The following is a 14,311-nucleotide window of genomic DNA, read 5'->3' as shown; positions in this document are numbered from 1 at the left end:
GAGAGGGGGCGGTTCGCACCTGCAGTGAAGCCGGCCAGCGGCCGGCTCTACCAGACGCGGTCAGGCGTACAGCGTGGGGTCGGGCACGCCGGCCTCGGCAAAGCCCTGCGCGCGCAGGCGGCAGGCATCGCAATGACCGCAGGCGGCGCCGTGAGCGTCGGCGTTGTAGCAGGACACGGTCAGGCCGAAGTCCACGCCCAGGCGCACGCCTTCGCTGACGATCTGGCCCTTGCTGAGGAACTGCAGCGGTGCGTGCACCTTGATGCCCGCACCTTCCACGCCCGACTTGGTGGCCAGGTTGGCCAGCGCCTGGAACGCCGCCACGAACTCGGGGCGGCAGTCCGGGTAGCCGGAGTAATCCACGGCGTTGACGCCGCAGAAGATGTCGTTGGCGCCAAGCACTTCGGCCCAGCCCAGGGCCAGCGACAGCATGATGGTGTTGCGCGCCGGCACATAGGTGACCGGAATGCCGGCACCGCCGGCCTCCGGCACGTCGATGTCGTCGGTCAGTGCCGAGCCGCCGATGCTGCGCAGGTCCACATCCACGGTCTTGTGCGCGACCACGCCCTGGGCCTTGGCCACGCGGGCGGCAGCGTCCAGTTCGGAGGTATGGCGCTGGCCATAGCGCACGCTCAGGGCATGCACGGCGAAGCCCCGTTCCTGGGCCATGGCGATGACGGCGGCTGAATCCATGCCGCCGGAGAGAAGCACGACTGCCTTCTTCATGGGAAAAACATCCGGTTGGGAGGGGAAAGCCAGCACGCTGTCCCGCGCCGGAGTTACATCAGGGAACGCTGCGCCGGCTCATCGGCCCGGCTCGTCGTTCCACAGGATTTTATGCAACTGCATCTGGAAGCGCACCGGCAGCCGGTCTTCGACAATCCAGTCGGCCAGCTGCCGCGCGGTGATCTCGCCCTTGCTGGGCGAGAAGAACACGGTGCAGCGCTGCACCAGGCCGTGCTCGGCGACCATCGCCTTGGCCCAGTCGTAGTCCTCGCGGTTGCAGATGACGAACTTGATCTGGTCGCGGGCGGTCAGCAGCGGCAGGTTTTCCAGGCGGTTGCGGGCGGCTTCGGCCGAACCCGGCGTCTTGATGTCGACGACGCGCGACACCCGCGGGTCCACCGCGCTGACGTCCAGCGCACCGGAAGTTTCCAGCGAGACGTCCATGCCGGCATCGCACAGCTTTTCCAACAGCACCAGGCAGCGCTTCTGCGCCAACGGCTCGCCACCGGTCACGCAGACGTGGCGCACGCCCTGGGCCAGCACCTCGGCCACGATGTCGTCGATATCCCACCAGGTGCCGCCGTGGAAGGCATAGGCGGTGTCGCAGTACTGGCAACGCAGCGGGCAGCCGGTCAGGCGCACGAACACGGTTGGCCAGCCGGCGGTATCGGCTTCGCCCTGCAGCGAGGTGAAGATCTCGGTGATCTTCAGGCGTGGCAGGGGCGACTGCACGATCTCACTGGGCGTGGCGGCGGCGCTGGACGGAGTAACGGCGGTCATGGCGGGTACTTCTTGGTGGGACACGTGGCGGGTGGGCTACCGTGGCCGGTAACGAACGCAGCCGAGCATGGCTCGGCTCTACGAAAACAACCGGGCAGACAGGGCCCGGCGCTGCCGGATCCGGGCGGGTTTGCCGAACCGGAAACGAAAGCAGCCGAGGGTGGGCTCGGCTCTACAGGGCACCTATTGTACGCCGGGTCAGCGGATCAGCGGATCTGCTTGCCGAGGCGGATGGACTGCAGACGGTCCTGCGCGGTGCGCGCGGCGTCCGAGCCGGGGTACTGCGCCACGACGGCCTCCAGCGTCTGCTGGGCCTGGTCGACCTTGCCCTCGCCATACTGCGAGAGACCGACCTTGAGCAGGCCGCCGGCGGCCTTGTCGTGGGTCGGATAGCGCGAGAGCAGTTCGCGGAACTGGGTCTCGGCCATCGGGAAGTTGCGGGTGGCGTAGTAGCTCTCGCCCAGCCAGTACAGCGCGTTCGGCGCGTAGACGCCGTTCGGGTACAGCTGCAGGAAGCTCAGGAACAACTGCGCCGAATCATCGTACTTGCCGGCCTTCAGCGAATCGAAGGCGACGTTGTAGGAGGTGCGCTCGTCGCCGGTGGCGGCAAGACTGCCGGCATCACCGTGGACGGAAGGCGGCCGCTCGGAAGTGGCCGCCGCTGCGGGTTTTGCCGGGGCCGGTGCGGCCTTCGGCGCGCTCGCCGGAACGGGCGGCAGGGCCGGGGCGGCATTGCCCCCTTCCAACCGGTTCAGGCGGCTGTCCAGATCCAGGTACTGGTCCTGGGCGGACTGCTTGAGCTGGGCGTTGTCGTGCTGCAACTGCTCGATCGAGGCCTGCAGGCTGGTGACCTGCTGCCGCAGCTGATTGATCTGGTTCAACAGGTCCTGGTTGGCGCTGTTGTTGTACATCTGCTGCTCGAGCGCGCCGACACGGTCGGCCAGGCTCTGTCGCTGTGCATGCGCCGGTGCGGCAGCCACGAGGGCTGCCGCAACGACCAGCATCAGTTTGATGCCAATGCGCATGGATTACTGCGCGGTGTAGACGATTTCGACGCGACGGTTCTGCGACCAGCAGGACTCGTTCGACTCGGTGCAGACCGGACGCTCTTCACCGTAGGACACGACGGTCAGCTGCGAAGCCGCGCCACCGTTGGCCTGCAGGGCCGAGTTGACGCCGTTGCCACGACGCTCACCCAGGGCCTGGTTGTACGCGCGCGAACCGCGTTCGTCGGTGTGGCCCTGCAGGGTGATGCGCGAGGACGGACGGTCACGCAGGTACTTGGCGTGGCAAGCCATGATGGCCTGGAATTCCGGCTTCACGTCTTCCTTGTCCAGGTCGAAGTAGACAACGCGCTGGCGCAGGCAAGCGTCGGTGTCCAGGTCGCCCGGGCCGTACAGGCCGGAGGTCGACGGACCGGTCGGGGTGGTGGTGGAGGTGCCGGTGTCGACCGGGGTTGCCGGCTCTTCCTTCACCTTCTTCGAGCAACCGGCCAGGACGGCCACAGACAGCAGGGAAACAAGCAGAACGCGGGTGGACTTGTTCATGGCGATACCTTTGTGGCTCCTAGGCCGATGAGGGGTTCAAGACAGCGAAAATATTAACACTCTTTTAGCGCTGGGTACGGTATGGGGACCATGCCGGTTCGCGCACATCTCCGTCAGCCAGAACCAACCGCTGGCGCACGCGCGCATCGGCGGAAACGGCGTACAGCACACCACGGCCACCCTCGCGGGCGGCGTACAACACCATGCTTGCGTTGGGCGCAAAGCTCGGAGATTCATCCAGCGAACCCGGGGACAGCGTGCTCCAGCGGGGCGAACCCAGCGAGCTGTCCATCATCGCGATCTTGTAGCTGTTGCCCGAGCCCTGCGCAACGGCGATCTTCTTGCCGTCGTAGGACACCGAGGGCTTGGCATTGTAGTTGCCCTGGAAGGTCACGCGCTCGGCACTGCCACCACCGGCGCCGACCTTGTAGACCTGCGGGCGGCCGCCGCGGTCGGAGGTGAAGTACACCGCACTGCCATCCGGCGCCCAGGTCGGTTCGGTGTCGATGGCGAAGTGGTTGGTCAGCTGGGTCAGCTGCTTGCTGCCCAGGTCCATCACGTAGATTTCCGGGTTGCCCGAACGCGACAGGGTCAGGGCCAGCTTGCGGCCATCCGGCGAGAACGCCGGGGCGCTGTTGATGCCGCGGAAGCTGGTGACCAGTTCGCGCGCACCGGTGCCGATGTTCTGGATGTAGATCGCCGAATTGCCACGCTCGAAGCTGACGTAGGCCAGCTTGCTGCCATCCGGGCTCCACGACGGCGACAGCAGCGGCTCGGCCGAACGCACGATGGTCTGCGGGTTGTAACCGTCGGAGTCGGCCACCATCAGCGCATAGCGCATGGCATCGCCCTTGCCGCTGGCGGTCACGTAGGCGATGCGGGTCCAGAAGGCGCCGCGCACGCCGGTGATCTTCTCGTAGATGGCGTCGGCCATCTGGTGGGCGACGTCGCGCATGGCGTTGCCACGGGCGGTCATCGCCAGGCCCAGCAGGCGCTCGCCCTTCGGCACGTCGAACAGTTCGTACTCGACGCGGTAGGCACCGGCACCGGCATCGAGCACGCGGCCGACCACGATGTAGTTCTGCTTCAGCGCGCGCCAGGTGGCGAACTGGATGTCACCGCCACGCACGGGCTTCTCGACGATCTGCGCTTCCGGCAGCGTGCGGAACTGGCCCGAACGCTCCAGGTCGGCGCGGACCACGCCGGCGACGTCGGTCTGCGGAGCGGCCGACGAACCCTGGTAGGGCATCGGTACGATGGTGATCGGCAGGGCGGAGGCATTGCCGCCGATGATGTCGATATCCAGCCCCTTCTGCTGCGCGACGGCAGCAAAGGGCAGCAACAGGGCCGCAAACACGGCAAGCCAGCGAGGCATCTTTTTCATGGAGCGCTCAATAGGGGGAAACCGGAACGAGGGATAACAAAGCGGGAGTGAACCGCTTCGCAATCATGAACCAAGGGTACGTGAATTCCGGGTCAGTTCCAGCCCGTCCTCTCACGCACCGTTAACGTCGTGGCTAACATCGCACCTGCCTGCCCCGATCACGCCGCCCAGCGGGGCGGTGTTCGACAGCAGCCTGCAGCCTGCCCGGCCGAAACCGAGCACGCCAGAGGCAAGCGCGACATCCGTGGGCAGGAGTGGCCCGAGGCCACCCCTGCCCTGCCCGCCTCAGCGATCCTGGGCGGTAAAGGTGAAGTTGAGCGTACGCGCGAACACCGACTCGAAGCCGCGGTACGGCAGTGGCTGCGCATTGAGCACCGCGGCCTCGATCGAACGCTTGCCGGCCTCGTCATAGGGGCAGTTCGGGCTGACCTTGGCCTGCATCACCGTGCCGCCCGGAATCTGGGTGATGGTGATCTGGCAACGCTGGCCCAGCGGCACCGTATCCGGGCGCACCCACTGCGACAGCACCTTGGCCTGGATCGCTGCGGCGTACTTGGCTGAAAGATCGTCGCTGTTGCCACCACCACCGGCCGCCGGCTGGGAAGCGCCGCTGGAGCCGGCAGCGGCACTGCCTGCGGCATTGCGCGCGGCGGCGACCTCGCGCAGCTTCCGCTCGGCCAGCTTGGCTTCCTTCTCGGCCTGCTCGCGGCGGGCACGGATCTCGGCGATCTTCTTCTGCTTCTCGGCCTCGGCCTTGTCAGCCGCGACGCGCTCCTGCTCGGCCTGCTTCTTCTTCTCGTCCGCTTCCTGCTGCTTGGCCAGGCGCAGCTTCTGCTCCGCTTCTTCCTGGCGCTTGCGTTCGGTCAGGTCGATCTGCTCCTGGCGGCGCTTGGCTTCCTGTTCCTGCTTGGCCTTCTCCTGCGAGATGGCCAGTGCGCTCACCGCTTCCTGGTCCTTGGTGTCCGGCTGCGCAACACGCTCCTGCGCCTGTTGCTGCTGGGGCGTGGGCGCGTCCTGCGGGCGCGGCTCGGGAATCGGCTGCGGCGGCGGAATGGTGTCTTCCGGCACCGGGATCGGCTCGGCGACCGGCGGCGGCAGGTCCTCCAGCTTCTCTGACTGGCGCAGCGCCTGGCGTGCGGCGGACGCCTCGGAGGCGGACAGCGCCAGGCTGGCCTCGACCGAGGGGTCGCCAGCGGCGGCATCGGTGTTGCGCTGGGGCGACCACAGCCAGGCCACGATGAAGACCAGCGCGACCAGCAGGTGCACCAGCAAAGCCAGCGCCAGGGGCAGACCCCAGCCGGGTTCGCGCTGATGCGGGGGTGGCAGGGCGTCAGCGTGCATCGGTGGCCAGGCCTACCTTGTCTACCTTGGCGCGCTTGATCACGTCCATCGCGGCAATGACCTTCTCATAGGCCACGGCGCGGTCGGCGGCGACGATCACGCGCACGCCCTTGTCCTGGGCGGCGATGCCGGCCAGGCGGCCTTCCAGTTCCTCGGCCGACACGGCGGCCGGCTCCTTGGCGTCGGGCAGCTTCAGGCTGAGCTGGCCGTCCTGGCGCACCGAGACGATCACCGGGTCCTGCTTGCTCTCCAGCGCCTTGGCGTTGGACTGCGGCAGGTCGACGTCGAAGCTCAGGGTGAGCAGCGGTGCGGTGACCATGAAGATGATCAGCAGCACCAGCATGACGTCGATGTAGGGAACGACGTTGATTTCCGATTTCAGCTTGCGGCGCTTGCGGCGACCGATGGCAGCGGACATGGCTTGGACTCCCGGGTCAGGCGCTTACTCGTCGCCAGCGCTCTGGCGCTGCAGGATGGAGCTGAACTCTTCGGCGAAGGTCTCGAACCGCACCGACATGCGCTCCACGCGGGTGGTGAAGCGGTTGTAGGCCCACACCGCCGGGATCGCCACGAACAGGCCGATGGCGGTGGCGAACAGTGCCTCGGAGATGCCCGGCGCGACGGCGGCGATACCGGCCTGGGCACCGCTGCTGATCATGTCGTGCATGGTCACCATGATGCCGAACACGGTACCGACCAGGCCCACGTACGGGGCAGTCGAGCCGATGTTGGCCAGCAGCTCCAGGTTGCGCTCGAGCTGGTCCACTTCACGGGTGTAGGTGGTGCGCATGGCGCGCTGCGCGCCTTCAAGCTGCGCACGGCCATCCAGCCGGCGCTTGTCGCGCAGGCGGGTGTACTCGCGGAAACCGGCTTCGAAGATGGCTTCCAGGCCGGTCACGCTGCGGCTGCGGTCGGTGGCTGCGCTGTACAGCTTGCCCAGGTCGGCGCCGGACCAGAAACGGTTCTCGAACTCGTCGGCTTCGCGGGTGGCCTGCTTGAACACGCGGGCCTTGCGGAAAATGATCACCCAGCTGACGAACGAGCCGACCAGCAGCAGCAGCACGATGATCTTCACCGGCAGGCTGGCCTTGGCCATCAGTTCGAGGTAGTTGATGCCGCCGCCGGTGGTGGCCTGGGCAAGGGTCTGTGTCGCGGCGTTGCTGACGTCGGCCGGCAGTGCCTCGGTGACCGTGGCCTGCAGGGCCAGGAGCGTTGCGATCATCCGTTGTTCCTCAATGTTCGGATTCGGGGTGGAGGTGGGGTTGCAGCACGGCAAGGACGGCATCGTCCATGCCACGCGGGCGGAAACTGGCCGCTTCCAGTGCGGCGATGCGGACCTGCGCGGACAGCAGCAGCTCGCCGTCGCGCAGGATCTGCTGGTCGAAGACCATGCTGGCCTTCTTCAGCTGGACCAGGCGGGCAGTCACCTGCAGGGTGTCATCCAGCCGTGCCGGCCTGATGAAATCCATCTGCATCGAGCGCACCGCGAAGACCATCCCGTGCTCGGCGCGCATGCGCTCCTGGCCGTAGCCGAGCGCACGCATCCATTCGGTCCGGGCCCGTTCCATGAAGGCCACGTAGCGGGCGTGGTAGACCACGCCACCTGCGTCGGTATCTTCCCAGTAAATGCGTGTCGGCCAACTGAATCGGGGCTCAACCGACATCGGGAACCTCCGCGAACAGGTCCTGCGGCGGGTTCTTCGGCTTCAGGCCCATGTGCCGGTAAGCCTTGTGGGTGGCCATGCGGCCGCGCGCGGTACGCACCAGGAAGCCCTGCTGGATCAGGTACGGCTCGACCACGTCTTCCAGCGTGCCGCGCTCTTCGGACAGCGCCGCGGCCAGCGATTCGATGCCGACCGGGCCGCCGTCGAAGTAGTCGACCAGGGTCTTGAGCAGGCGCCGGTCGAGCTCGTCGAAGCCCTCCGGATCGACCTTGAGCATCTTCATCGCGGCCTGTGCCACGGCCTCGTCGATGTGGCCGCCGGCCTTCACCTGCGCGTAGTCGCGCACGCGGCGCAGCAGCCGGTTGGCGATGCGCGGGGTGCCACGCGCGCGCCGCGCGATCTCGCCGGCGCCGTCGGCGGTGCAGTCGATGCCGAGGATGGTGGCCGAGCGGCGCACGATCCGGGTCAGCTCCTCGACGCTGTAGAACTCCAGGCGCTGGACGATGCCGAAGCGGTCGCGCAGCGGCGCGGTCAGCAGGCCGGCGCGGGTGGTGGCACCAATCAGGGTGAATGGCGGCAGGTCGATCTTGATCGAACGGGCGGCGGGGCCCTCGCCGATCATGATGTCGATCTGGAAGTCCTCCATCGCCGGGTACAGCACTTCCTCGACCACCGGCGACAGGCGGTGGATCTCGTCCACGAACAGCACGTCGTGCGGCTGCAGGTTGGTCAGCAGTGCAGCGAGGTCGCCGGCCTTCTCGATCACCGGGCCGGAGGTCACGCGCAGGGCCACGCCCAGTTCGTTGGCGATGACGTGGCTGAGCGTGGTCTTGCCCAGGCCGGGCGGCCCGAAGATCAGCACATGGTCGAGCGCGTCGCCACGGGCCTTGGCCGCTTCGATGTAGATCTCCAGCTGCTCGCGCACCGGGGCCTGGCCGAGGTAGTCGGCCAAGCGCCTGGGGCGGATGCTGGCGTCGGCGGCGTCATCCTCGCGGGTGGCGCCGGCGCCGATGATGCGGTCGTCGGTCATGTGCTGATTATGCGGCAAAAGCGTATGGGGTCGGATCCGTTTTCCAGAGGAAAACGGCTCTGACCCCGAACCGGAACACCGGGAACATGGGGTCAGAGCCCTTTTCCTGCGGAAAAGGGATCCGACCCCGCGCGCGTCAGATCTCGACCTGGGCCCCGAGTTCGACCAGGCGGTTGCCCGGAATCCGGAAGAAGCCGGTGGCCGGGGCGGCGTTGCGATGCATCAGCGCGAACAGCTTGTCACGCCAGATCGGCATGCCGCGGTTGGCGGTGGCGACGATGGTCTCGCGGCTGGCGAAGAAGGTGGTGTCCATCGGATCGAAATAGATGCCACCGTGGTCGCACGAGCGCATCAGCGCCAGCGGCACGTCCGGGGTCTCCATGAAGCCGAAGCGCACGTAGACGCGGTAGAACTCGTCACCCACCGATTCGATCTTCAGCCGCTGCCCTTCCATCGCATACGGGATCGGCAGGGTTTCCACGTGCAGGAACACGTTGCGCTCGTGCAGCACCTTGTTGTGCTTGAGGTTGTGCATCAGCGCATGCGGCGCCACGGTCGGGTCGGCGGTGAGGAACACCGCGGTGCCCGGCACGCGCACCGGCGGGGCCAGCATCAGGCCCGGCAGGAAGGTATCCAGGCGGATGCCGTCCTTGCGGATCTCGTCGCGCAGCAGCTCGCGGCCACGGCGCCAGGTGCGCATCATGGTGAACAGGAAGATGCCCAGCACCACCGGGAACCAGGCGCCCTGCAGCAGCTTGGCGCCGTTGGCGATGACGAAGCCGAGGTCGATGATGAAGAACACCACGCACAGCGGCAGCAGCCAGCCACGCGACTTCGGCCACAACGTCCGCGCCACCACGGCCAGCAGCAGGGTGTCGATCAGCATCGTGGCCGACACCGAAATGCCGTACGCCACGGCCAGGTTGGACGAACTGCGGAACGCCAGCACCAGCCCGAACACCATCACCGCAATGCCCCAGTTGATGCCCGGGATGTAGATCTGGCCGATGGTGTCGTGCGAGGTGTGCTTGATGCGCATGCGCGGGATGTAGCCCAGCTGCATGGCCTGGCGCGAGACCGAGAACGCGCCGGTGATGACCGACTGCGAGGCGATCACCGCCGCCATGGTGGCCAGGATGATCATCGGGTACAGCGCCCACGACGGCACTGCCTCGAAGAACGGGTTCTTCAGGGCCTCGGGGTGGTTGAGCACCAGTGCGCCCTGCCCCAGGTAGTTCAGCACCAGGCACGGCAGCACGAAGAAGTACCAGGCGTGGCGGATCGGGCGCAGCCCGAAGTGGCCCATGTCCGCATACAGCGCTTCGCCGCCGGTCACCGCCAGCACCACTGCACCGAGAATGAAGATGCCGTGCCAGCCGTGCTCCATGAAGAAGCGGATGCCCCACCAGGGGTTGAAGGCCTTCAGCACCTCGGGCGCATCGACGATGTTGTAGATGCCGATTGCCGCCAGCGACACGAACCAGATTGCCATGATCGGGCCGAACGCCTTGCCGATCTTCTCGGTACCGAAGCGTTGCGCGGCGAACACCGCCAGCAGCACCACCAGGGTGACCGGCACGATGAAGACATGAAGTCCGGGCGCGGCCACCTCCAGGCCTTCGACCGCACTGAGCACGGACATGGCCGGGGTGATCACGCCGTCGCCGAAGAACAGCGAGGCGCCGAAGATGCCGAGGATGCCCACCACATAAGCCGAGCGCGAGCCGTTGCGCAGCGTGCGTTGGGTCAGCGCCATCAGCGCCATGATGCCGCCTTCGCCATCGTTGTCGGCGCGCATGATGATGGTGACGTACTTCAGGGTCACCACCAGGTTCAGCGCCCAGAACGCCAGCGACAGCACGCCCAGCACGGTGTCGTGGTCGCTGTTGAGCCCGTAGTGTGGCGAGAACGCCTCCTTCAGGGTGTACAGCGGGCTGGTACCGATATCGCCGAACACCACGCCGATCGCACCGATGACCAGCGCCAGTCCTCCAGCGGAGGGGGCGTGGCCATGGCCGCCGGGGGCGGCTGCGTGCGGGGTTTGACTGCTGGACATGGGACTCCTGGCGAAGCTCAGGCGGTAGGTTGGGGGAAAGGGACGCGGTTCAGCGCAGCGCGGACTGCAGCGCCTTGCGGATCACGGTGGCCACTTCGTCGCCTTCATTGAAGGCATCGCGGGCCATGCGGGCCGCTTCGGCCGGCTTGTAGCCCAGCTGCTGCAGGGCCACGGTGGCATCGGACAGCGGATCGGCCGGGGCCGGACCACTGCCGGTGGGCAGCGCGCCGCCGGCACCGAACTGGGCCGCGCGGTCACGCAGTTCCAGCACCATGCGTTCGGCGGTCTTCTTGCCGATACCCGGGATGCGGGTCAGCGCGGTGATATCGCCGGCCTGGACCATGCGCGCGAATTCTTCGACGCTGACACCGGACAGCACGGCCAGCGCGATCTTCGCGCCGATGCCGCTGACCTTCTGCACGTCGCGGAACAGGCGCCGCTCGCCCTCGCGCAGGAAGCCGTACAGCGAGACGCTGTCTTCCTTCTGCGAGTAATGGGTGTACAGGGTGACCTCGCGGCCGAGCTCGGGCAGGTCGTAGAAGGTGCTCATCGGCGCCTCCAGTTCGTAGCCCACTCCGTTCACGTCCACCACCAGCCACGGCGGCGCCTTGTAGGCGACGATGCCGCGCAGTCGACCGATCATTGCGTGCAGCTCCTCATTTGCGGCCCCACGCCTGGCGGGCACTGAGCCCCAGGCGGTTGGCCGTCGCCCTTACGTGGGCATGGGTGATCGCCACCGCCAACGCGTCGGCCGCGTCGGCCTGCAGCTTGGTTTTCAGGTTGAGCATGAGCCCGACCATGTGTTGAACCTGTTGCTTTTCGGCACCACCGCGCCCGACCACCGCGAGCTTGATCTCGCTGGCGGCGTATTCGTGCACCGGCAGGTCGCGCAGCACCACGGCCGAGATCGCCGCGCCGCGGGCCTGGCCCAGCTTCAGCGCCGAATCGGGATTGCGCGCCATGAACACCTTCTCGATGGCCACTTCATTGGGCTGGTACTCGCGGCACAGATCGGCCAGGCCCAGCACCAGCAGTTTCATGCGCTGCGGGAAGTCGTCGGCGCCCAGCAGCACCAGCGGCTGGTGGTGCACGTAACTGACGCGGCCGGCGGCGTCGACATCGATGATGCCGACCCCGGTCCGCTGCGAACCGGGGTCGATGCCGAGGATGCGGGTCATGCCGCGCTCCTGGCGGGGCGGAACGGGGGGCGCTGGCAGGCGTATGGGCTCATGACTGTCCGCGGTGACCGTTCAACGGCCCGCGCCCAGGCCGTCGAGGACGGCTCAGGCGTAGGCGTCGGCGCCGAGTTCGGCGTTGGAATACACGTCCTGCACGTCGTCCAGGTCTTCGAGCATGTCCAGCAGCTTCTTGACCTGCAGGGCGACCTCGCCTTCGACCTTGATGTCGTTGTCGGCGCGGAAGGTGATCTCGGCGTGGTCGGCGACATGCCCGGCGGCGACCATTGCGTCCTTGACTGCGTTGAACGCGTCAGGGCTGGTGACCACGTCGATCGAGCCGTCATCGGGGTAGACCACGATGTCGTCGGCGCCGGCCTCGATGGCTGCTTCGGTGATGGCTTCCTCGTCGGCACCCGGGGCGAAGCTGAGCACGCCCAGGCGCTTGAACATGAAGGCCACCGAGCCTTCGGTGCCCATGTTGCCGCCGCACTTGCTGAACGCATGGCGGACGTCGGCCACGGTGCGCACGCGGTTGTCGGTCAGGCAGTCGACGATCACGGCCACGCCACCCGGGGCATAGCCCTCGTAGCGGATTTCCTCGTAATCGACGCCTTCCAGTTCACCGGTGGCCTTCTTGATGGCGCGCTCGATCACGTCCTTGGACATGTTCACGGCCAGGCCGTTGTCCACCGCCACGCGCAGGCGCGGGTTGTTGTTGGGGTCGCCTCCACCGCCGCGCGCGGCAACGCCGATCTCGCGGATGATCTTGGTGAAAATCTTGCCGCGCTTCGCGTCGGACGCGTTCTTGCGGGCTTCGATGGAGGGGCCTCTACCCATGGGTGCTACCGTCTGGCTGCTTCAGGATCAAGGCGCGGATTCTACCTGATCGGGCGCTGCAACCGTGTCTAGGCCCGTATTGTTGTAGCGCCGGGCCAATGCTCGGCTCAATGGGCCCGACGGAATGCAGCCGAGCATGGGCTCGGCGCTACAAGGCGGCCCCGCCTCCCTGCCCCTATGCCGCCGCCGCGTCGCGGCTGTGGTCGAAGTGGCCGTGGCGCAGGAAATGCGCGGTCTGCCGCGCGGCGTCGGGCGACACCACCAGGCCGCTGTGGCTGGTACGCACCACGCAATGGTCGGCCAGGCCCGGCAGGCGGGTCTCGGCCAGTGCCACGGTGCCGTCGGACGCATCGTCGATCGCGCCCAGCAGGCTGCCCAGCCCGTGCGGCACCGAACCGGCGATCAGGCCAACCTCGGCCTTGCCCTGCCAGTCCGGCAGGCCGTCCAGCAGCAGCTCGCTGCTGCGCCCCAGCGCCAGGCCCCAGCCATGATCGGACAACGAGCGCGCGGTACCACTGCCGCGCAGCGGCGAGCCCAGGCAGACCACGCGCTGCACTGGCAGCTGCGGATCGCGGCGCAGCGCCTCCAGTGCCAGCAGTCCGCCCAGGCTGTGACCGACCAGCGACAACGGCCCGGCGTCGGCCAGACGTTCCAGCAACTGCGGCACTGCCACATCGGGGCCACCGAACACCGAGGGATAGCCGAACGCGTGTACCTGGAAACCACGCGCGCGCAGGCGCCAGGCCAGTGGCCCGACCCAGGCACGGGCATTCCAGATGCCATGCAGCAGCAATACGGGGGGAGTCATGCAAACAGCCTGGCGGTCAGCGGGGCAGGAACGTGAGGTGATTGAACACGCGCGCGCGGCAAGCGGCGGTGAACGTCAGGCCGCGCGCGGCGCGCGGCGCAGGATGAATTCGAGGTCCTGGGTGTCGCCGACAGGGAACAGGTACTCGCCGGCCTTCTCGAAGCCGTAGCGGGCGTAGAAGCGCTGCGCGCCGAAGTTCTCCGACCACACGCCCAGCCACAACGTGCGCGGGCCTTCGTGTTCCAGCCAGGCCAGCGCGGTTTCCAGCAGGCGGCTGCCCCAGCCGCAGCTCTGCTGCGTCTTGACCAGGTACAGGCGCTTGAGTTCGCCGTCACCAGGTTTCACATCCGGATGCGGCAGGCCACAGGGGCCGGCGGCGGCATGGCCGACCGCCTCCCCATCCAGTTCCAGCAGCCACACCGCGTAATCGGGGTGGGACAGGATCACGCGCTGGCGCTCGACCGTGTAGGCCTCCTCGAGGAAGGCCTGCAGGTCCTGCGGCGGGTACAGATGGCCGAAGGTTTCAGTGAACGTGCGTGCGGCCAGCGCCGACAGGGTCGGCGCGTCGTCCACAGTGGCGCGGCGGATCGAATACATGCAGGAAGTTGACGTCAGGGCGAAGCGCGGGTCAAGCCTTTCCAGGCGATTCCGCTTCTTCTTCCTCGTCCTCTTCCTCGTATTCCTCTTCGTCCTCGTCCTCTTCTTCCTCGCCTTCCTCGTCCTCGTCGTACTCTTCTTCCTCTTCGTCGTCCTCGTAGTCCTCGACGCCGAAGTCTTCACCGTCCCAACGGCCTTCGCCGTCGGCGACGAAGGTCAGGGCCATCGCGGCCGGATTGGTGCCGACGCGGACCAGCCACCCCCCGAACACGCGTGCACGCTCGGTGACCAGGGTGGCCTCGGAGCCTTCATTGCCCAGCTTTTCCCACTCCAGCGAAAACGCAAACTCGGTCATTGCCTGGA

Annotated in this window: 17 protein-coding genes; all 17 read right to left on the bottom strand. The window is 67.2% G+C overall.

Going from position 1 to position 14,311, the window contains the following annotated elements; all coding sequences use genetic code 11:
* Positions 1-60 precede the first annotated feature (60 nt).
* Positions 61-726, bottom strand: a complete 666-nt coding sequence (gene queC, locus AC5P53_RS04485; protein ID WP_241887045.1) for a 7-cyano-7-deazaguanine synthase QueC — start codon at positions 724-726, stop codon at positions 61-63.
* Positions 727-804: 78 nt separating this feature from the next.
* On the bottom strand, positions 805-1,506 hold the full coding sequence (queE, locus tag AC5P53_RS04480) for a 7-carboxy-7-deazaguanine synthase QueE (protein WP_046432157.1): 702 nt from the start codon (positions 1,504-1,506) through the stop codon (positions 805-807).
* Positions 1,507-1,712: 206 nt separating this feature from the next.
* Positions 1,713-2,531 (bottom strand): tol-pal system protein YbgF, encoded by an 819-nt coding sequence (ybgF, locus tag AC5P53_RS04475; RefSeq protein WP_049406165.1) that lies wholly within the window; start codon positions 2,529-2,531, stop codon positions 1,713-1,715.
* Positions 2,532-2,534: 3 nt separating this feature from the next.
* Positions 2,535-3,053, bottom strand: a complete 519-nt coding sequence (gene pal, locus AC5P53_RS04470) for a peptidoglycan-associated lipoprotein Pal (RefSeq protein ID WP_241887046.1) — start codon at positions 3,051-3,053, stop codon at positions 2,535-2,537.
* Positions 3,054-3,117: 64 nt separating this feature from the next.
* A complete protein-coding gene (gene tolB / locus AC5P53_RS04465; protein ID WP_014038220.1) occupies positions 3,118-4,437 on the bottom strand; it encodes a Tol-Pal system beta propeller repeat protein TolB in 1,320 nt (439 codons plus the stop codon).
* A 285-nt stretch (positions 4,438-4,722) separates the two neighbouring features.
* Positions 4,723-5,778 (bottom strand): cell envelope integrity protein TolA, encoded by a 1,056-nt coding sequence (tolA, locus tag AC5P53_RS04460; RefSeq protein WP_014648159.1) that lies wholly within the window; start codon positions 5,776-5,778, stop codon positions 4,723-4,725.
* The gene (tolR, locus tag AC5P53_RS04455; protein ID WP_006438804.1) at positions 5,768-6,196 is read right to left on the bottom strand and encodes a protein TolR; all 429 of its coding nucleotides are present in this window, start codon (positions 6,194-6,196) and stop codon (positions 5,768-5,770) included. The genes tolA and tolR overlap by 11 nt, the downstream gene beginning before the upstream one ends.
* Before the next feature lie 24 nt (positions 6,197-6,220).
* Positions 6,221-7,000, bottom strand: coding sequence for a protein TolQ (gene tolQ, locus AC5P53_RS04450; protein WP_005410752.1), 780 nt, complete (start codon positions 6,998-7,000; stop codon positions 6,221-6,223).
* A gap of 10 nt (positions 7,001-7,010) precedes the next feature.
* Complete coding sequence (gene ybgC / locus AC5P53_RS04445; RefSeq protein WP_014648160.1) at positions 7,011-7,442, bottom strand: tol-pal system-associated acyl-CoA thioesterase; 432 nt, start codon at positions 7,440-7,442, stop codon at positions 7,011-7,013.
* Complete coding sequence (gene ruvB / locus AC5P53_RS04440) at positions 7,432-8,472, bottom strand: Holliday junction branch migration DNA helicase RuvB (protein ID WP_014648161.1); 1,041 nt, start codon at positions 8,470-8,472, stop codon at positions 7,432-7,434. Before ruvB ends, ybgC begins: the two co-directional genes overlap by 11 nt.
* Before the next feature lie 136 nt (positions 8,473-8,608).
* A complete protein-coding gene (locus AC5P53_RS04435; RefSeq protein WP_014648162.1) occupies positions 8,609-10,528 on the bottom strand; it encodes a potassium transporter Kup in 1,920 nt (639 codons plus the stop codon).
* 49 nt (positions 10,529-10,577) lie between these two features.
* Positions 10,578-11,171, bottom strand: a complete 594-nt coding sequence (gene ruvA, locus AC5P53_RS04430) for a Holliday junction branch migration protein RuvA (RefSeq protein WP_014648163.1) — start codon at positions 11,169-11,171, stop codon at positions 10,578-10,580.
* 13 nt (positions 11,172-11,184) lie between these two features.
* Complete coding sequence (gene ruvC / locus AC5P53_RS04425) at positions 11,185-11,706, bottom strand: crossover junction endodeoxyribonuclease RuvC (RefSeq protein WP_014648164.1); 522 nt, start codon at positions 11,704-11,706, stop codon at positions 11,185-11,187.
* A gap of 105 nt (positions 11,707-11,811) precedes the next feature.
* Complete coding sequence (locus AC5P53_RS04420) at positions 11,812-12,543, bottom strand: YebC/PmpR family DNA-binding transcriptional regulator (RefSeq protein WP_495227137.1); 732 nt, start codon at positions 12,541-12,543, stop codon at positions 11,812-11,814.
* 175 nt (positions 12,544-12,718) lie between these two features.
* A complete protein-coding gene (locus tag AC5P53_RS04415) occupies positions 12,719-13,351 on the bottom strand; it encodes an esterase/lipase family protein (RefSeq protein ID WP_032958946.1) in 633 nt (210 codons plus the stop codon).
* 75 nt (positions 13,352-13,426) lie between these two features.
* On the bottom strand, positions 13,427-13,948 hold the full coding sequence (locus AC5P53_RS04410; RefSeq protein ID WP_014648167.1) for a GNAT family N-acetyltransferase: 522 nt from the start codon (positions 13,946-13,948) through the stop codon (positions 13,427-13,429).
* A gap of 31 nt (positions 13,949-13,979) precedes the next feature.
* Entirely contained in the window at positions 13,980-14,303 is a 324-nt protein-coding gene (locus AC5P53_RS04405) for a hypothetical protein (protein ID WP_014648168.1), read from the bottom strand.
* Positions 14,304-14,311: the final 8 nt, after the last annotated feature.

It is taken from the genome of Stenotrophomonas sp. YJH_SMC_82 (genome assembly GCF_059368875.1).
Note: the sequence above shows the minus strand (reverse complement) of the source record. Positions and strands in the feature narration are given on the sequence as shown.